Source organism: Nocardiopsis camelliae (assembly GCF_028993595.1).
In the GTDB taxonomy this organism is placed as follows: Bacteria; Actinomycetota; Actinomycetes; order Streptosporangiales; family Streptosporangiaceae; genus Nocardiopsis; species Nocardiopsis dassonvillei.
This window is the reverse complement of sequence record NZ_CP118614.1, coordinates 2,215,064-2,232,218: the sequence shown is the minus strand read 5'-3', so window position 1 is coordinate 2,232,218 and position 17,155 is coordinate 2,215,064. Positions and strand designations below refer to the sequence as shown.

Below are 17,155 nucleotides of genomic sequence, written 5' to 3'. Positions count from 1 at the left end.
TCATCCCCTCCCGCCGGTACGGCCCGGGCCTGCGGTGGGCAGCTCGATGCCGCGTTCGGGCACGTGGAGGACTCCGCGGTCCAGGTTGGCGTGGAACCACCGGTAGCTTTCCGTGCCCGTATCGCTGTAGCTGATGTCGTGCAGCATCACGCCGAGGTCTTCCGTGGTGGAGGTCGGCTTACGTTCGGTGGGTTTGCTGAAGTAGGCGGAGAACTCGCGTGTGCCGAGGAAGGGTTGGGAGAAGCAGGCCCCGCGTTCGACGCGGCGACGGAACTGGTCGCGGTACTTGGCCTCGGGGGCGCCCGAGTGCGGACGGACGCGGATGTGGGTGTGGATGCGGTATCGCACGTCACGCAGACCCACCGTGTTGCGCTGGTCCCGTACGGTCTCGGCGTCGAAGCGGTGGGTGTGGTCGGCCATGGCCTTACGGACCCAGTCGAGGCTGGTGGTGGCCTCCACTTCGTTGCGGCGTACGGAGAACCAGCGGATAGGTTCGAGTACCTCGATGCGTTCGATCTGGTAGGAGAACTCCGGCTTCCAGAAGATGGCTTCCAGGAGTCCCTTGCCCGCGGAGGGGGTCATGACCGGGTAGCTGAACCTCTCGGTCTTGAACTCCGGGCGGGTGAAGCAGGCATAGGGGCCCCAGACCTCTACGGCCAAGGGCGGGTGGGGTCGCCTGCGCACAGTGCCGGGGGGTGCGGTCAAAACACGTACTCCTTCGAGTCGGACAGTTCGATGCCTCGGTGTTTACGGTCGTAGTCGCCCAACCACTCGACCAGGTCACCGAGGACCGGCGAGGTCAGATCGGCGTGCTTCCTCGCCAGGTTCTTCGGCAGGGTCGCTGTCCAGGGACGTAGACGCCGTAGCATGTCGGCGCTGCCAGGGGCGCCACTGCGCAGGTGAGCCAGCAACTGGCGGCACTCCTGCGCCTTGTGCTCATCCTGAGGGCTGGGGGGAACGATGACGGGGACGGTGTGCTCCTCGATCATCTGGAACAGGTCCGCGACCGCAGGGAAATCGCCATGCGCACGACGCCTCTGGATTCGCGCTCCCATCGCTTCCACACCGGCTCTGGCGAACCGCTCGGTGTAGTAGGCGTCCATCACCGTGACGTCGTCGGGGAAGGCTCGTCCGGGTCCGAAGAACTCCTGGGTTACTCCCAGGGCGGGACCGTAGACGCGGGCGGCGGCACGCTCCCAGCCCTCAACCTCGAAGATGACCACCTCGCCCTTGGACAGACGCCCGTTGCGGTTGCAGCGGCCCGCCGCCTGCTGCATCGCTTCGGCTGTAGCGAAGGCTCGGTAGACGACCGGAAAGTCCAAGTCCACCCCGGCCTCCACCAACTGTGTGGAAACCACGACGACGGGCTTGCCCGCCTTCACCCGGCCGTGGATGTCAGCCAGGACACGCCTGCGGTGGTCGGCGGTCATCCGTGTGGACAGGTGCAGCACTTCGTCAGGCTCGGCTCCCCGCTGCTGCTGCACCTTCTGGTGCAGCTCGGCGGCCTGGGCGGTGGTGTTGCACACCACCAGGCACTGCCTCTGGCCAGCAGCGGCCTCCGCTACTTGTTGTGCAGTGGGTCGGGGATCGACCCACCAGCGGTAGCGGACCCTGTTGAGTGCCGTGTACAGGCGTTGGGGCTCTTCGATCAGATCCCGTACCGGCAAGTCGCGGACCACGTTGAGGTTGCCGTAAGCGGGTTGGGTGGCCGAAGCCAACAGCACGGTGACATTGAAGTACTCGGTCAGGACGCGCAACATCGACAGGATCGGCAGAAGCATCGCGTCGGGCAGGGCTTGGACTTCATCCAGGACTAGGACCGATCCCGCGATGTTGTGCAGACGGCGCATCGCCGCTGGACGGTTGCTGAACAAGGACTCGAACAGCCGTACCGTGGTCGTGACCACGAACGGAGCATCCCAGTTCTCCGCAGCCAAGCGCCGCCACCGTTCGTGCGGTGGCACGGGTTTGTCAGGGTCCTCATCGAGGTCCACACCACTGTGATGTTCCAGAACGGTCGGAAGCTGACCAGGCTGGTCCAACAGGCCGCGGTAGACATCCGCGTTCTGCTCGGTGATGGACATGAAGGGGACCGCCACGATCACCCGACGCAGACCGTGCGCTGCCGCGTGGTGTAGCGCGAACCCGGCTGAGGAGAACGTCTTGCCCGAACCTGTGGGAGAAGGCATCCGGTACATGCCGATCGGTCCGGTGGCTCCCGCGATGGCTTGGTCATAGACATCGCGGCGAAGCGCATTCACCGCGGAGTCCTCTGCGTCGGCCAACTTCTTCTGGCGCGCGGTTTCGAAATGCGCGACGAGCTCGGCAGCCTTCAGCGGGTGGACCGCACGGGGACGGCCGTCGAAGTGTTCGGCAGTGTCGAGGTAGTCGGCATCGACCACGGCACTGAAGACCATGCGCACCAACGCATCCACCACCAGGGCGTCATCAGCCTCTTCGATCCACGCGGGCAGCCCAGGGCCGCTCATGATCTCGGGGACTGTTCGGCTGACCTTGTCGATGGCTTCTTCTACCTGGAGGCGATGGCGTCCCTTCGCTGCCCTCAGTTCGTCCTTGAGACTGCTGAGCGAATGCAGCCCACCGTGGTGGCCGAAGACCACTCCGGCGAAGATGGCGAGTTGCTGCTGGTCAGCAAGCCAGGCACCAGCGTGCTTGTGGGGTGTGCCGACCCGGCCTCCTGTCTTCTCAGCCCTGACCAGCCCGTTTTGCCACTCGCAGCACCCTTTGCCCACATCGTGGAGCAGCCCGAGGTGCCGAGACAGTTCAGCGGCCCCGAAAGCATGCCCAGCAGAACCGGCACGGTGAGCCGTGCCCCACAAATGATCTTCAAGGGAATGGCGTTTTCCCAGGTAGTTGACGCTATGAGCCCACAAGGGCATGGACATACTCCAGCAGTGACTCGTCAGCGATTGCTCTCGCCGAGGACACTACTGAGGAGCGACGACAGTTTCCTGAAGTTTCCGAAAACCGACAAAACAGAAACCAGACAAACAGGATTAAAAATTTGCAAACCGAACTACCAAAGCCTCTGACTGCGATCCTCAGCCACCCCCGAAGGATGACTGCCACGCGGCACCTACCCCGAGGCTGCGCTGGGCCTGGAGGAGTTGCGATCCTCAACCACCCCAAAGGGTGACTGCCACCTTCTGATCCGGCCGGAGCCGGAACGGCTCCCCGAAGTTGCGATCCTCAGCCACCCCGAAGAGTGGCTGCCACCGCCCTCCCGCTTGACGCCCCGCTCCAACTGGGCGTTGCGATCCTTAGCCACCCCGAAGGGTGGCTGCCACCCAGGGTCACTGTACCTGCCGGTAGCAGGCTGGTGTTGCGATCCTCAGCCACCCCGAAGGGTGGCTGCCACTCCTCGGGGGTCACCCACCATCCGTCGTTCGTGGAGTTGCGATCCTCAGCCACCCCGAAGGGTGGCTGCCACCGCACGTCCTGGAGGATCATCCACCGCCAGATACGGTTGCGATCCTCAGCCACCCCGAAGGGTGGCTGCCACTGGTCGGGACCGCCCCCACTCATTGATAGGAGATAGGTTGCGATCCTCAGCCACCCCGAAGGGTGGCTGCCACCTTTCGCCTGTCGGTGCGGCCCGAAACCCTAGGTAGTTGCGATCCTCAGCCACCCCGAAGGGTGGCTGCCACGGCGCCCAACCTGCCTAAACGTTCGTAGGCTAGTGTTGCGCGACGGTCCAAGACCGGACACTACTCCCATCACTGACGAAAACGAGCTGGGAACCTCCCCGGGATTCCGTGATCACTTCCGGTTCCCAACTTCCGTTTTCCGGTTCACAGGAACGCACGCTGAGAGTAGCGTCCTACCCCGCCGAGCCAGAACTTCTTTCGCCCGGCCTCAGAGTTCCACAGCCACGGTGCTCGCGTTGCCCTTGTTGCTTGACCAACCGGCCCCAACGTTCCTTGCGGCCGAAGCGCACAGCGATCTCCTTCCCACTAGGCAACTCACCTGTTTCCTGTTGCTGTTCCAGGGCCCATCGCCATGCCCTGGCCTGGAACGGTGATAAGACCGGCTCTGCGGTGGGCCCAGCACCCCTAGCGTGCACGACCTGGAGACCGGTGAGCTTCGAAGCATCCGATCCGATGGAGTCCTGAGCCTCCTCGGTCTTCGCTTCGAATATCGGTTTCGTCGTCTGTCCATCGTCTGCGGACGCAGTGCGTACGCTCTTCGCCGTCGTGCGGAACTCCCGCATGAGCAACTCGTACGCACCGATGAGCGCGAAGCTCGGCCAAGCGTGGATGATCCGCGACCACATCGTGGGGTCGGCGACCGCGACGTTGGCGGCCAGGGAGGCGCTGGAGCCGACGATCAGCAGCGTCCAGGGCAGCAGGCCGCCCTTGCGGCCGTGCCGGGCGTCGCTCAGGAGCGTCATGGAGGCACCGACGATCATGCCGTCGACCGACAGCGGGAACAGTGCCGCGCGCCACTCCGGCTCACCGTGGCGCAGCGCGAGTTCGTACATGTGGGAGTAGGACACCACCGCGGCGATGCCCGCGAGCAGCAGAACAGCCGCGATGGTGACCCATCGTGACCAGCGGGAGGACTCCATCCCGATCACCCTTTCCCGGTGACCGAGGAACCTTCACGGGGGCGGAAGCGTTCTGCCGGGCGGGGTGGGAGACGCCCGTCTCCCACCCGCACTGGGAGGTTTCTGGGAGACGCGAACCCCTCCCAACGGGTCCCAACCGCCGTGAAGATCCCTCAACGGAACCCTCCGACCCGGGTGGATGCTCATCGGCGCAGGTCGCTGCGGAGCCGGAACTACCTTGACACGGTAGAGGTCACAGGTTCGAATCCTGTATCGCCCACCACCTTCCCAGGCCGGAGCACACGCTCCGGCCTGAGTCGTTTCCGGAGCCCTCCTGTGCGGGAGACATCCGGGAGCCCGCTTCCGCTGTTTCCGCGGTAGTGCTCTTCAAGCGTCGGCGCCACGGTGAACAGCCACTCGCGGTCCCCCGCGATCAGCTGGGACAACAGGATCACGGGAGGCGGCGGAGAGCCGGGGAACGCCTGGTGTCGTTCCAGGGCCGCCACCGCCCCGTCCACGGCCACGCGCACCTCCCGGCCCGGGATGTCGACCCCTCCCTCGCCATGCTCGTCGGCGCCGTCCTGGTCCGCGTGACATACGAGGGCGAGGCGGCGACAGAGGAGTTCATCGCCGATGTCGTCGACCGGGTCCTCGACTGACAGACTCCGGGATCGAGGTCGGGAACGGCCGGCCGAACGAGCGCGTGTTCGGCGATGGTGAAGTCAGGCCCGCGAGCGGCTGGGCGGCGCAGTCCCGGTCGACCGCGTTCCATCGTCCCCGGGCTCGGACCGGCGTCCCGGGGGTGGGGAGCAGGTGGAAGCGGACCGGCGCCCACGGTCTCCCTACGTCGGGGAAGTACGCCACCACGGAGAGCGCCGGGGTGGCAACATGGGAGCATGCCCCCTTCGGATTCCCCCCGCCCCACCCCTCCGGTTCCTCCGCCGACGCAGGCGCGGTCCTCGCGGCGTTCCATGTACGTGACCGGCGGCCTGTTCCTGATCGCCGGACTGGCCTCCTGCGGCCAGACCGGTTCGTCCGGTACCGCGCTGGTGGCCCTCGCGGCCGTCTACGGTGCCGCCTGCCTGATCTGTGGATACCTGCTTCGGCGGCCGAGCCGTGCGGTGTACGTGTCCGCCGTAGGGCTGCAACTCCTCCTACTGGTGCTCGTTCTCGCCCTGGCCGTCTGGGCGGTGATCGCCGGTTTCTGGCTGGGACTGGTGTTCGCGGCCCTGCCACTGCTGCTGGTCGCCAACACGCTGCACCTGCTCCACCGGAGCCGGAGCTTCCACCTTCACGGCCTCTGACCTCGTTCCACCGCTCACCGTGGCTCCCACGGGTCGGTTCCCCGTGGTCGGCAGATCGTTGTCACGGCACCAGTCGAGGATCCGCGGGGCCGCGTCGCAGGACCCGGTGAAGTCCTCCCCCTCGAAGATCTCGTACAGGTCGAGGAGGCAGGTCACCGGGACCTTCCTCCTCGACCCCGATCGCGACCATGGCGGTGGCGACCAGCACGCTGTAGGCCTCGCCCCGGGCCTGGGCCTCAGCAGCGCTGTCCACTTCACCGGCGTGGAAGCAGGCCTCACGCGCGACCGTTCAGTCGCTGACCCTGCTCCGGGACCGGTACAGCAGGTCCTGGTACTCGGGATGACGGGCGATCCAGCCCGCGAAGAAGGGACAGGTCGCCAGCACGCGCAGGTTCGCGGACCGCGCCTCGTCGAGGGCCGTGCGGGCCAGCGCGGACCCGACTCCTCTGCCTTCGTACTCCGGCCCGACCTCGGTGTGCACGAACGCGACGAGTTCCGGCGTGCGGATGTACTCCGCGGTGCCCGCGACCTCGGATGCTCCGTCGACGCGGGCCTCATAGCGCTTGGCCTGGGGCACGTCGCCCACCTGGACCGCCACGGGTCCTCCCTCGTGTTGGTGTGTCAGCCTGTTCACGCCGTTGACCGGCGGTGTCCTCGTCGGCGACGGGACCGGTCGGGGACGGGCCGTGCCCGCCGCGGACCGGCCCCGTCGCGCGGTGGTGTCCTCAGCCGCCGTTCGCGGCGCGGCTGGCCAGCATCTGCGTCTCCCAGGCGAAGGCGATGCCGGTGGCGCCGCCGTGCCGGGTCAGGACGTCGACCATGCCTTCCATGGTCTCCTCGCGGGCCCAGTCGCGCTGCCACTCGCCCGCCACGGCCAGCCAGGTGATCGGCGCCACGCCGGCCTGGACCATGCGCCGCACGGCCATGTCGTGGGACTCGGCCGAGGCGCCGCCCGACGCGTCGGTGACGGCGAAGACCTCGAAGCCCTCTCCCGCCGCCTGGATCGCCGGCATGGCCAGGCAGATCTCCGTCCACAGACCGGCCATGACCACCTTCTTCCGGCCGGTCTCCTTGACGGCGTCGACGACGCGCTCGTCCTGCCAGGTGTTGATGAACGTGCGGTCGATCGGCTTCTGCTCCGGGAACACGTCCTGCAGCTCCTGGATGAGGTAGCCGCCGCGCTCCTCCAGCACGGTCGTCAGGATGGTCGGAACGCCGAACGCCTTGGCGGCCTTGGCCAGGCCCACGGTGTTGTTGACGACCATGGACGGCTCGTGGCTGTTGAGGTTGGCGAACTGGAACGGCTGGTGGTCGATCAGGACGAGGACGCTCTCCTCCGGCGTCAGCAGTGCCTGGAGTCCGTTCTTGGCCTTGGTGCTCACAGGGGGTTCCTCTCAGGGGTTTCGTGCTCTGGGGGCTCGGCCGGGACGCCGGTCGCCGCGCGGACGGCACGGGCGCGTGCGCCCGTGCCCGTGCCGCCCGAACCGGCCGACGCCACGCCGCGTCGGCCGACGCGGCTGCGTGGACCGGCGCGACCTCTCCGCGCGGGAGCGGTCCTGCGCGGCGGTGACGGAGCGCTTCCGCCGAGTTAGGTGACGCATCACCAAAATTAGCACCATTGGGTGATGTGTCAACCAAATCGGACCCCGGATCCGCCGTCTCCCGCGGGCGCGGATCGCCCACCAGCAAGTTGACTTGTCACCTACTGTCCGGATGATGTATCAACGACCAGCGGGGGTCTCGCGCCCACAGGCGAGGCGGAGGACCACCCGTCCGGAGGCCGTCGGCCGCCGTGGGGCGCGGCGGGGGCCGACAGGACCGCGGCCCGCCTCGCTCCGGGAGGGGCCGGGGGTCAGGACACCCGTCCGCGGCACTCGGCCGCCTCCGCCCCTTGGCGCACGGAAGGAAGTGAGTGAGCGATGACCAGCCCGTCAGCGACGAACTGGCCGAGCCTGCGGGTCTCGGACTGGACCCCCACCCGCGACACCCTGCACATGTGGACCCAGATCGTGGGCAAGATCCGCATGGCCCACGCACCGCTGATCAACCACTGGTGGCAGGTAACCCTCTACGTCAGCCCGCGCGGGTTGACGACCTCGGCCGTCCCCTACCGCACGGGGGCCTTCGAGATCGAGTTCGACTTCGTCGGCCACCAGCTCCGGATCCACAGCAGCGACGGCGGCGAGCGGAGCTTCCCGCTGCGGCCGATGCCGGTCGCCGAGTTCTACACCCGGATCATGGACACGCTCGGCCAGCTCGGGATCGAGGCGCCGATCCGGCCGAGCCCCAACGAGGTCGAGCCCGCGATCCCCTTCGCCGAGGACCACGAGCACGCCTCCTACGACGGGGAGGCGGCCGCCCTGTTCTGGCGTCAGCTCCTCCAGGCGAACCGGGTGATCGGCGAGTTCCGGTCGCACTTCGTCGGCAAGGTCAGTCCGGTGCACTTCTTCTGGGGTGCGATGGACCTGGCCTGCACCCGCTTCTCCGGACGGACGGCCCCGCCCCACCCGGGCGGAGCGCCCAACTGCGGGGACTGGGTCATGGTCGAGGGCTACTCCCGGGAACTGTCCAGTTGCGGGTTCTGGCCCGGCGGCGGCGAGGAGGGCGCCTTCTACTCCTACGCCTACCCCGCACCCGAGGGGTTCGCCGACCAGCCGGTGGGCCCCGAGGGCGCGTACTACAGCACCGAGTTCCAGCAGTTCCTGCTGCCCTACGAGGCCGCCCGCACCGCGCCCGACCCCGACCGCGCGGTGGCCGAGTTCCTGCGCACCACCTACGAGGCCGCCGCGAACCTGGGCGACTGGGACCGCTCCGCGCTGGAGGACGACCCCCTGCGCTGGCAGGGCACCCCCGCGTCCTGAGGGACGACGGGACGGACCGGGCCGGGGTGGCGGCCCCCGTCGACGGGCCCCTCCGCGCTTTCGGAGGGCCCGGATCGACGCGGGGCCGCGCCCGGGCCGCTTCGTCCCAGGTGGATGAGGTGTCAACTTCTTCGTTACACTGCGCCCATGAACGAGACGCCGCGCTGGCTGGAGGCGGATGAGAAGGCCGCTTGGGACAGCTTCATCCGCATGCAGGAGACGCTCGTCGGGCGGCTGTCCCGTCTCCTCCAGTCCGACTCCGGGATGTCCGCCTCCGACTACCTCGTGCTCGTCAACCTCACCGCGACCAGCGACGGGAAGATGCGCTTCCTGGAACTGGCCAGGCTCGTGAACTGGGAGAAGAGCCGGATGTCCCACCAGGTCCGGCGGATGGCCAAGCGCGGGCTCGTGGCCAGGGAGGAATGCCCCGACGACGCCCGCGGCGCGTTCATCGTCGCCACCCCGGCCGGGTACACGGCGATCGAGGAGGCCGCGCCCCTGCACGTCGAGCACGTCCGCCGCCTGTTCGTCGACGCCCTGACACCCAACCAGCTCAGGACGTTCGCCCGGCTCTCCCAGCGCGTCGTGGACCACATGGAGAAGCAGCGGGACTGAGCGGGCGGACTGAGCGAGCAGCGCGCACCCCCGGGAGCACCACCCCGATTCCGTTGATGGATCAACTTCCACTTGGGCTACCATGGTTGACACATCAACAAAAAGACGATGACGCCGCGACGGGGGCGACCACGCCCGGCACCGCGTCCGCCACGGCAGTCGGCACAGCGACCACAGGGAGACGGGTGCGATGCAGTTCGGGATCTTCACCGTCGGCGACTTGACCACCGACCCCACCACCGGCCGTACGCCGACCGAGGCCGAGCGCGTCAAGGCGATGGTGACCATCGCGCTCAAGGCCGAGGAGGTGGGCCTGGACGTCTTCGCCACCGGCGAGCACCACAACCCGCCGTTCGTGGCCTCCTCACCGACCACGATGCTCGGCTACATCGCGGCCCGCACCGACAGGCTCATCCTGTCCACCTCCACCACGCTGATCACCACCAACGACCCGGTCAAGATCGCCGAGGACTTCGCCATGCTCCAGCACCTGGCCGACGGCCGGGTGGATCTGATGATGGGCCGCGGCAACACCGGCCCCGTCTACCCCTGGTTCGGCCAGGACATCCGCCAGGGCATCCCGCTGGCACTGGAGAACTACAACCTGCTGCACCGGCTCTGGCGCGAGGACGTGGTGGACTGGGAGGGCAAGTTCCGCACCCCGTTGCAGGGCTTCACCTCCACCCCCCGCCCCCTGGACGGCGTGCCGCCCTTCGTCTGGCACGGCTCCATCCGCAGCCCCGAGATCGCCGAGCAGGCCGCCTTCTACGGGGACGGCTTCTTCCACAACAACATCTTCTGGCCCGCCACGCACACCAAGAAGCTCATCTCGCTCTACCGCCGCCGCTTCGAGCACTACGGCCACGGCAAAGCAGAGCAGGCCGTCGTCGGCCTGGGCGGGCAGGTGTTCATGCGCAAGAACTCCCAGGACGCGGTGAAGGAGTTCCGCCCCTACTTCGACCACCACCCCCTGATGGGCGGCGGGCCGTCGCTGGAGGAGTACATGGACCAGACCCCGCTGAACGTCGGCAGCCCCCAGCAGGTCATCGACAAGACCCTCGCCTTCCGCGACAGCTTCGGCCACTACCAGCGCCAGCTGTTCAACGTCGACGGCGTCGGGACACCCCTGAAGACGGTCCTGGAGCAGCTGGACCTGCTCGGTGAGGAGGTCGTTCCGGTGCTGCGCAAGGAGTTCGCCAGTAACCGGCCCTCGCACGTGCCCGACGCGCCCACCCACGCCTCACTGCTCGCCGCCCGAGACGCCGCGGACACCTCCGCGGCGTCGACGGGCTGAGGCGAGACGACCGATCCCCACGGCGGGTTCCCGTTCCGGTCACGACGAGAACCCGCCGCCGCGCCCGCCCCGCGTCCACCCCACCCGGGCCGGGCGCCCCCTGCCCTCCACCGACCGAGCCGAACACCGTCCCCACCAGAGAGGCCTTCCATGAGAGAGCCGCGAACAGACAGAACCGGCGCCGTCGTCCACATCGCGCTGGACCGGTCACGCGCCGTCAGCGCCTACACCGTGAGCCTGGACGACGGCACCCCCGCCGGGCGCGCGGACTTCGTCGACCCGCCCCGGACACCCGGCGAGCGCGTCTTCTTCCACACCGAGGTCGCACCGGAGTTCGGCGGCCGGGGCCTGGCCGGACTGCTGGTCGGTGAGGCGCTGGCCGACAGCGCCCGCGGGAACCTCACCGTCGTCCCCGTGTGCCCGCTCTTCGCCAAGCACCTGCGAGAGCACGGCGACGAGTACACGGCCGGGGGCGGGCGGTTCCGCCGCCCGAGGCCGGCCGACCTCGCCCTGGTCAAGGAGACCGTCGAGGGGAGCGGCGCATGAGAGCGGAGCGCCCCTACATCGACAAGGAGCACCCCGAGGTCTACGCGGCGATGCTCAAGGCGGCGGCGGCCTCCAGGACCGCGGCACGGGAGGCGGGCCTGGGCGACGACACCGTCGAGATGATCAACATCCGGGTGTCCCAGATCAACGGGTGCCCGACCTGCCTGAGCATCCACTTCCCGAAGGCGCGCGAGGCGGGGGTAGCGCAGAGCACCCTGGACGTGCTGTCGGCCTGGCGTGAGGTCGCGCTGTTCACCGATGAGCAGAGGGCCGCGCTCGAACTGGCGGAGTCGTTGACGGTGATCGACCCGACGGTCGACCGGCAGGCCGTCAACGCCCGCGCGGCGGCCCATCTGACCACCGCCCAGATCTCCGCGGTGGAGTGGACCACCACGCTCATCAACGCGTTCAACCGCGTCTCGATCGCGAGCGGCCACCCTGTGCGCAAGCGGTAGACGGAGGCGGTTTCCGCCGTCGTGGCGACCCGCGGCCCGATCAGGGCGCCACGCCGGCGGAAGCGGTCCGTGATCCGTCCACCAAGCACGTTCTGAGGGCCTGGAGCGCCAACGAGGCGGTCTGTGCCCGCTCCAGAAGCAGAATGTCGCGGTGCAGTTCGGTGTCGAGCGGCAGACAGGCGATTCTCGGATCACCGTCCTCAGCCGGGATCGGGACACAGGCGACGGCCAGGCCCTCCCGCACTAACGCGAGCTGGGTCAGATGGTCGGCGACATGGAACGACACGTCGAGCTCGACACCGTGTCGGCGCGCGACCTGTTCGAGCGCGGTGTGGGCGTCCGAACCCTGGGCACAGGTCGCCCAGCGCTCTCCGGCCAGATCACGGATGCTGAGAGAGCCACGGGAACACAGGGGATGGTCCCCCGGGACCGCGATGAACAGGGCTTCTCGTGTGAGCTGCTCCGCGATGACACCCGTCGGCAGCCGCAGCGGGGAGGCGCTCCAGGACTCGGCGAGCACGAGGTCGACGGCCCCGGCGGCGAGGCGGTCGAGGTGATCGCCGGTCTCCCCGTCCTCAACGGACACCCGCACGCGGGGGTACTCACGTTGGAACGCGGTCAGCTTGGAGCCGAGCACGCTCCGGATGACGGAAGCGATCGCCGCGACACGCAGATGGCCCACATAGGTCTCGTCGCGATGAAGATCGTTCTCCGCCCGTTGCACGGCTTCGGCCACTTGCCGAGCGTATCCGGCGAGTACCTCTCCCTTCGCGGTGAAACGGAGACCGCGTCCCTCCGGAACCACGATCTTCGTCCTGGTCTCGGCCTCGATGCGCCGCAACTGCTGTGACACTGCGGAGCCGGTCATGTGCAGTGCCGTCGCGGCTTGGGTCACCGACCCCGTCCGGGCGACGGCGTCCAGTACACGGAGACGGTCCCATCCCATAGTCATAAGGAATACTTAACACAAATGGGTAGAACTATGAAGTAGTGCTGGCCCCGGGTGCGAACCTACTGTCGAGTCATGTCCTCTGTCGCTCCACGCCCGTCGCACAGTACGTCCCACACCGGCGGAACGGTGAGAAGGGACGGCCCCCTCGTCGCGTCGTCCCTGGTCCTGGCCGGAGCACTGTGCCTTTCGGCCTCGGCGGTCCTGGTGAAGCTGGCCGACGTCGACGCCGCTACGACCGCGGTGGCACGGTGCGCGATCGCCGTGGTCGTGCTGGTCCCCCTGGCGCTTCGGGAACGGGCGCGGTCGGGGGCGCTCTCACGCGGCGGTGTGCTGTGGTCCCTTGCCGCGGGGACCGCGCTGGGCATCGACTACGCCGCCTGGACCGCCTCGATCTATTACGTCGGCGCGGGGATCAGCACCGTCCTGATCAACATACAGGTCCTGGTTCTGCCCGTGCTGGCCTTCCTCGTCGACCGGGAGAGGGTCACGACGCGCTTCGTCGTCACGCTCCCGCTGATGCTCTTGGGGATCAGCCTGGTCGGCGGGCTGTGGAACGCCTCCCTCCGGGGCCCGGACACGAGCATCGGTGTGCTGCTCGGTGTCATCGCGGGTTGCGGCTACGGCGTGTACCTGTTCATCACCCGCCGGTCGGCACGCCGCGGCCCGGGTCTGTTCGTTCAACCGCTGACTTGGGCGTCGGCTTCCGCCGCGGTCGCCGCCGTCGCGGTCTCGCCGGTCTCCGGCGGTATCCAGCTGGACGGAATCCCGGTCCGGTCGTGGCTGCTGCTCGCGCTCCTGGCGGTGCTCGGTCAGGTGGCCGCCTGGCTGTTGATCCACCGCGGCAGCGTCTCGTTGCCGTTGACGACGACCGGCGGGCTGCTGCTGATCCAGCCGGTACTCGCGCTCGGCCTGTCCGCGCTGGTCCTGGGCGAGCACCCCACGGTCCTGCAGTTGGCGGGGGCAGCGGTCGTGGTCGCCGGTGTCGCCATAGCAAACGGCCTGCTGCTCCGAGAGCGTAAGCGCTAGCGCGTCGACGAAAGCCTGCCGGAACTCCCGTACACGAATCCGCATCCCGTATCGCCCGTCGTCCTCCCAGGTCAGAACCCACGTCCCGAACCGGGTCGTTTCCGGGCCGCACGGTCCGTGTCCGGGGTACGGGGAGAGGAGCCCCCGGGTCTTCTCCCCGTGTTCACGTCCTCACCCTCCGGTGTGTACCGCCGTTGGAAAGAGCACCCGTCGTGGAGGATGTGCACGACCGGGCACCGGGCGCGCCACCCACCGCCCAGACGAACCCTCCCGCGAAGGGGTGCCCCCGTGAACCTGTCCCGTCCGAGGCCCTCGGGCCCCGTCCGCTCCGCGGCCGTCCCCGTGGTCGCCGTACTGGTCGTACCCATGGTCCTGGCCGCGCCCTCGTCCCGGGTGACGGCCGACGTCACCGCGCCGGTCGGCGGGATCGCCGGGGCCGTGGAGGAGCGGATCGCCACCGGGGTCGGCCTCGCCTCCGGCCCCCTCCCCGCCACGGGGGACGGCGGGGAGCAGTTCGCCAGCCTCCTCACCGTCGACCTCACCGAGGATGTCGGGGTCGAGTACGTCGACGGGGGCGGCCTCACCTCCCCCGCGACGGTCGCGGACATGGTCGCCGCCGCCGACCCCCCGGAGGGCTCCACCGTGGTCGCCGCGGTCAACGGCGGCTACTTCGACATCGGCGCGACCCAGGCCCCGCTGGGCGCCGGGATGAGCGACGGGCGCCTGCTCACCTCGCCCGACCCGGGGTTCGCCAACGCCGCGGTCATCGACGCCGAGGGCAGGGGCAGCGTGCGCCAGGTGGCCTTCGACGGGACCGCGTCCCTGCCCTCGGGGGACCTCGACCTCGACGCCCTCAACACCTCCGCCGTCCCCGCGGACGGTCTGGGCCTGTACACGTCGGACTGGGGCGACCACCCCCGCGCACACGTGGTGTACGAACCCGGGGCCGACCCGGGGGACGCGGCCGTCGCCGAGGCCGTGATCTCCGAGGGCGAGGTCGAGCGGGTCAGCGACACCCCGGGAAGCGGCCCGATCGAGGAGGACGAGCAGGTCCTGGTGGCGCGCGGCTCCGCGGCGGAGCACATCGCCGCCCTGTCCGAGGGCGACCCGGTCGAGGTGGAGCACACCCTCACCGCCGGGGGCGTCGAACCCCGCGTCGTCGTGGGCGGACGGCACGTGCTGGTGCGCGACGGCGAGCCCGTCCCCGTCGAGGACGGCTCCCGCGCGCCGCGCACCGCGATCGGGTTCTCCGAGGACGGCGAGGCCATGCACGTGGTGACCGCGGACGGGCGCAACCGCGGCCACTCCGGGGCCACGCTCGCGGAGGTCGCCGAACTGCTCGCCGCGTCCGGGGCCGAGCAGGCGCTGGAGTTGGACGGCGGCGGGTCCTCGACCCTGCTCGTGCGCGAACCCGGGGGCGTCTCCCCGGCGCTGCGCAACCGCGCCGGGGACCAGCTCCGGGAGGTCCCCGACGGCCTGATCTTCACGGCGCCCGAGGGCTCGGCCCGGACCTCGGGCCTGTGGCTGCGGCCCGCGTTGGAGCCCCGGCCCGAGCACGGCTCCCCGGTGCCGCCCCAGGCGGACCCCCGCCGCGTGTTCACCGGCATGCACCGCACCCTGGCCGCCACCGGGCACGACGAGGCCTTCGGGCCTTCCGGGCCCGGAGCGCCCCACTCCCCCGACGACCGCACCGGTGAACTGGAGCTGTCCGCGCCCAGCGGGCACGGCGACGGCCCCCGGTTCGTGGCGGGAGACCCCGGCCCGGTGACCGTCATGGGGCGGGCGGGCCGGGCCCGCGACACCGTCGACCTGGAGGTGCTGCCCGCCCCGGACACACTCGTCGCCGCGCCCCGGCACCTGGGCATGGCCTCCACCGAGGACACCGCCTCCTTCGTGCTCACCGGCGTCACCGGGGACGGGCGGCGGGCGCCCGTCGAACCGGTCGACGCACGGGTCGAGGCCGTCCCCGACCTGGTCGAGGTCACGGACCGGGGCGACGGAGGCTTCGAGGTGCGACCGCGCGCCGGGGAGGGCACGGGAAGCGGAGAGGGGTCGGGGACCGGAGAGGGAACGGGGCCCGGAGAGGGGGCGGGCGTCCTCACGGTGACCGCGGGCGGGGTGAGCACGCGGATACCGTTCTCCATCGGTACGCGGACGACTCCCCTGGCGGAATTCGAGAACGCCCGGGAGTGGACGGCGCGGACCGCGCGCGGCGCGGCCGAGGTGCGCCCCGTGGCCGGGCGCGACGGCCCCGGCCTGGCGTTGGCCTACGACTTCACCCGCGACATCCGCACCCGGACCGCCGCCGCCCACCCGCCCGAGCCGCTCACCCTGGACCGCCAGGCCTTCGCGTTCACGGTGGGCGTGCGCGGCGACGGCAACGGCGCCCGCCTCATGCTCAGCCTCACCGACGCGCACGGTGTCGGCCACTCCCTGGAGGGCCCCGCCGTGGACTGGGAGGGCTGGCGCGACGTGCGCCTGGAGGTGCCCGAGGACGTCGGGCACCCGGTCACGGTCTCGCGGGTGTACCTGTTGGAGGAGGACCCGAGCCGGTCCTACACCGGTGAGGTGGTGCTGGACGGCCTCACCGCCCAGGTCACGACGGAGCCCTGACCCGCCGGGCGGCGGGCCCGGCGGCGGCACGGACCCCGCCGGGGCCGGGCGTCCACCGACTGATCCCGAACGCCGCCCGGCACCCCGCTGGTACGTGGTACGAAGGGGACCCGAGGACCACGACGAGCAGGAGAAGCAGATGAGCGCCCGTTTTCAGGAGCTGGACTGGCGGGCGACCCCGATGGGGGAGCTCAGCCTCCGGCGCCGCCACGACCCCCTCTTCCGTAAGGAGGTCTACGAGATCAAACTCGACGACGACTTCCTGATGTCGAGCCTGTTCACCGCGGCCGAGGTCGAGCTGGCCCGGCTGGCCCTGGCCGAACTGGACGGGGCGGACGGGGCGGATGGGGCGGACGCGGCGAACGGCCTGCGCGTCGCCGTGGGCGGTCTGGGCCTGGGCTACACCGCGCATACGGTGCTGGAGGATCCGCGTGTGGGCTTCCTCGTCGTGGTGGAGGCCCTGGGCGAGGTCATCGACTGGCACCGCGAGGGGCTGATCCCCTCGGGTGCGGCGCTGGTCTCCGACTCCCGCTGCCGCCTGGAGCACGGGGACTTCTTCGCCTCGGTCGGCGCCGGGTCGGGGCCCGCCCCCGACCTGGGCGCGGAGCCGTTCCACGCGGTGATCGTGGACATCGACCACTCGCCGCGACACCTGCTCCACCCGGGTCACGCCGGTCTGTACACGGCCGAGGGGCTGCGCCGCCTGCGCGAGCGCCTGCTCGCGCCGGGCGGTGTCTTCGCGCTGTGGTCCAACGACGCGCCGGAGGAGGAGTTCACCGCCCTGCTGGCGGAGGTCTTCACCACGGCGCGCGCGGAGGTCGTGAACTTCCCCAACCCCCAGCAGGACCACGACGCGTCCAACACCGTCTACGTCGCGGTGTCGTGAGCGCGCCGCTCCCGCGAACAGGGAGTCGGCTGAGCG

At 69.7% G+C, this 17,155-nt stretch carries 16 protein-coding genes, 1 tRNA gene, 1 pseudogene and 1 CRISPR repeat array; of the genes and pseudogenes, 11 read left to right on the top strand and 7 right to left on the bottom strand.

Annotated elements, in window-relative coordinates; all coding sequences use genetic code 11:
• The 3 genes from cas5c to PV789_RS09815 form a co-directional block, all read right to left on the bottom strand.
• A complete protein-coding gene (gene cas5c / locus PV789_RS09825; protein ID WP_274977124.1) occupies positions 1 to 705 on the bottom strand; it encodes a type I-C CRISPR-associated protein Cas5c in 705 nt (234 codons plus the stop codon).
• Positions 702 to 2,900 (bottom strand): CRISPR-associated helicase Cas3', encoded by a 2,199-nt coding sequence (cas3, locus tag PV789_RS09820; RefSeq protein WP_274977123.1) that lies wholly within the window; start codon positions 2,898 to 2,900, stop codon positions 702 to 704. The genes cas5c and cas3 overlap by 4 nt, the downstream gene beginning before the upstream one ends.
• Before the next feature lie 227 nt (positions 2,901 to 3,127).
• A CRISPR array of direct repeats spans positions 3,128 to 3,668; the repeat unit is 37 nt; unit sequence GTTGCGATCCTCAGCCACCCCGAAGGGTGGCTGCCAC.
• A 173-nt stretch (positions 3,669 to 3,841) separates the two neighbouring features.
• Positions 3,842 to 4,588 (bottom strand): DUF2637 domain-containing protein, encoded by a 747-nt coding sequence (locus PV789_RS09815; protein ID WP_274977122.1) that lies wholly within the window; start codon positions 4,586 to 4,588, stop codon positions 3,842 to 3,844.
• 172 nt (positions 4,589 to 4,760) lie between these two features.
• On the opposite strand from PV789_RS09815, the gene PV789_RS09810 reads away from it, so the two are divergent.
• The 3 genes from PV789_RS09810 to PV789_RS09800 all read left to right on the top strand — a co-directional run bounded on the left by PV789_RS09810 (position 4,761) and on the right by PV789_RS09800 (position 5,871).
• Positions 4,761 to 4,850: transfer RNA gene (locus PV789_RS09810), tRNA-Val, on the top strand.
• A 202-nt stretch (positions 4,851 to 5,052) separates the two neighbouring features.
• Positions 5,053 to 5,226, top strand: a complete 174-nt coding sequence (locus PV789_RS09805) for a hypothetical protein (protein WP_274977121.1) — start codon at positions 5,053 to 5,055, stop codon at positions 5,224 to 5,226.
• A 237-nt stretch (positions 5,227 to 5,463) separates the two neighbouring features.
• Positions 5,464 to 5,871: a hypothetical protein gene (locus tag PV789_RS09800; RefSeq protein WP_274977120.1), complete on the top strand. Its 408-nt coding sequence runs from the start codon at positions 5,464 to 5,466 to the stop codon at positions 5,869 to 5,871.
• 289 nt (positions 5,872 to 6,160) lie between these two features.
• Here the strand turns inward: PV789_RS09800 and PV789_RS09795 are convergent, their stop codons facing one another.
• On the bottom strand, positions 6,161 to 6,469 hold the full coding sequence (locus PV789_RS09795) for a GNAT family N-acetyltransferase (RefSeq protein WP_274977119.1): 309 nt from the start codon (positions 6,467 to 6,469) through the stop codon (positions 6,161 to 6,163).
• A gap of 127 nt (positions 6,470 to 6,596) precedes the next feature.
• Positions 6,597 to 7,253 carry a hydrolase gene (locus PV789_RS09790; RefSeq protein ID WP_274977118.1) on the bottom strand — a complete coding sequence of 219 codons (657 nt, stop codon included), beginning with the start codon at positions 7,251 to 7,253 and terminating at the stop codon, positions 6,597 to 6,599.
• Positions 7,254 to 7,790: 537 nt separating this feature from the next.
• On the opposite strand from PV789_RS09790, the gene PV789_RS09785 reads away from it, so the two are divergent.
• From PV789_RS09785 to PV789_RS09765, 5 genes are all read left to right on the top strand, one after another.
• Positions 7,791 to 8,732 (top strand): DUF5996 family protein, encoded by a 942-nt coding sequence (locus tag PV789_RS09785; protein WP_274977117.1) that lies wholly within the window; start codon positions 7,791 to 7,793, stop codon positions 8,730 to 8,732.
• Between the two features lie 147 nt (positions 8,733 to 8,879).
• Complete coding sequence (locus tag PV789_RS09780) at positions 8,880 to 9,347, top strand: MarR family winged helix-turn-helix transcriptional regulator (RefSeq protein ID WP_274977116.1); 468 nt, start codon at positions 8,880 to 8,882, stop codon at positions 9,345 to 9,347.
• A 190-nt stretch (positions 9,348 to 9,537) separates the two neighbouring features.
• Positions 9,538 to 10,641, top strand: a complete 1,104-nt coding sequence (locus PV789_RS09775; RefSeq protein ID WP_274977115.1) for an LLM class flavin-dependent oxidoreductase — start codon at positions 9,538 to 9,540, stop codon at positions 10,639 to 10,641.
• A 150-nt stretch (positions 10,642 to 10,791) separates the two neighbouring features.
• Positions 10,792 to 11,187, top strand: coding sequence for a GNAT family N-acetyltransferase (locus PV789_RS09770; protein WP_274977114.1), 396 nt, complete (start codon positions 10,792 to 10,794; stop codon positions 11,185 to 11,187).
• Positions 11,184 to 11,642, top strand: a complete 459-nt coding sequence (locus PV789_RS09765; RefSeq protein ID WP_274977113.1) for a carboxymuconolactone decarboxylase family protein — start codon at positions 11,184 to 11,186, stop codon at positions 11,640 to 11,642. Before PV789_RS09770 ends, PV789_RS09765 begins: the two co-directional genes overlap by 4 nt.
• A 40-nt stretch (positions 11,643 to 11,682) precedes the next feature.
• Here the strand turns inward: PV789_RS09765 and PV789_RS09760 are convergent, their stop codons facing one another.
• Entirely contained in the window at positions 11,683 to 12,378 is a 696-nt protein-coding gene (locus PV789_RS09760; RefSeq protein WP_274978106.1) for a LysR substrate-binding domain-containing protein, read from the bottom strand.
• A gap of 36 nt (positions 12,379 to 12,414) precedes the next feature.
• Positions 12,415 to 12,588 (bottom strand): annotated as a pseudogene (locus PV789_RS09755) (helix-turn-helix domain-containing protein); the annotation flags it as partial.
• Between the two features lie 132 nt (positions 12,589 to 12,720).
• On the opposite strand from PV789_RS09755, the gene PV789_RS09750 reads away from it, so the two are divergent.
• The 3 genes from PV789_RS09750 (at position 12,721) to PV789_RS09740 (ending at position 17,119) form a co-directional block, all read left to right on the top strand.
• Complete coding sequence (locus PV789_RS09750; RefSeq protein WP_274977112.1) at positions 12,721 to 13,620, top strand: DMT family transporter; 900 nt, start codon at positions 12,721 to 12,723, stop codon at positions 13,618 to 13,620.
• Between the two features lie 288 nt (positions 13,621 to 13,908).
• Complete coding sequence (locus PV789_RS09745) at positions 13,909 to 16,233, top strand: phosphodiester glycosidase family protein (RefSeq protein WP_274977111.1); 2,325 nt, start codon at positions 13,909 to 13,911, stop codon at positions 16,231 to 16,233.
• A gap of 139 nt (positions 16,234 to 16,372) precedes the next feature.
• Entirely contained in the window at positions 16,373 to 17,119 is a 747-nt protein-coding gene (locus PV789_RS09740; protein ID WP_274977110.1) for a spermidine synthase, read from the top strand.
• The last annotated feature ends 36 nt before the right edge of the window (positions 17,120 to 17,155 follow it).

Coding starts and splice junctions, on each gene's coding strand:
- cas3 (WP_274977123.1), bottom strand. CDS start 2,900: ATGCCCTTGTGGGCTCATAGCGTCAACTACCTGGGAAAACGCCATTCC.
- PV789_RS09815 (WP_274977122.1), bottom strand. CDS start 4,588: ATGGAGTCCTCCCGCTGGTCACGATGGGTCACCATCGCGGCTGTTCTG.
- PV789_RS09800 (WP_274977120.1), top strand. CDS start 5,464: ATGCCCCCTTCGGATTCCCCCCGCCCCACCCCTCCGGTTCCTCCGCCG.
- PV789_RS09785 (WP_274977117.1), top strand. CDS start 7,791: ATGACCAGCCCGTCAGCGACGAACTGGCCGAGCCTGCGGGTCTCGGAC.
- PV789_RS09780 (WP_274977116.1), top strand. CDS start 8,880: ATGAACGAGACGCCGCGCTGGCTGGAGGCGGATGAGAAGGCCGCTTGG.
- PV789_RS09775 (WP_274977115.1), top strand. CDS start 9,538: ATGCAGTTCGGGATCTTCACCGTCGGCGACTTGACCACCGACCCCACC.
- PV789_RS09770 (WP_274977114.1), top strand. CDS start 10,792: ATGAGAGAGCCGCGAACAGACAGAACCGGCGCCGTCGTCCACATCGCG.
- PV789_RS09765 (WP_274977113.1), top strand. CDS start 11,184: ATGAGAGCGGAGCGCCCCTACATCGACAAGGAGCACCCCGAGGTCTAC.
- PV789_RS09740 (WP_274977110.1), top strand. CDS start 16,373: ATGAGCGCCCGTTTTCAGGAGCTGGACTGGCGGGCGACCCCGATGGGG.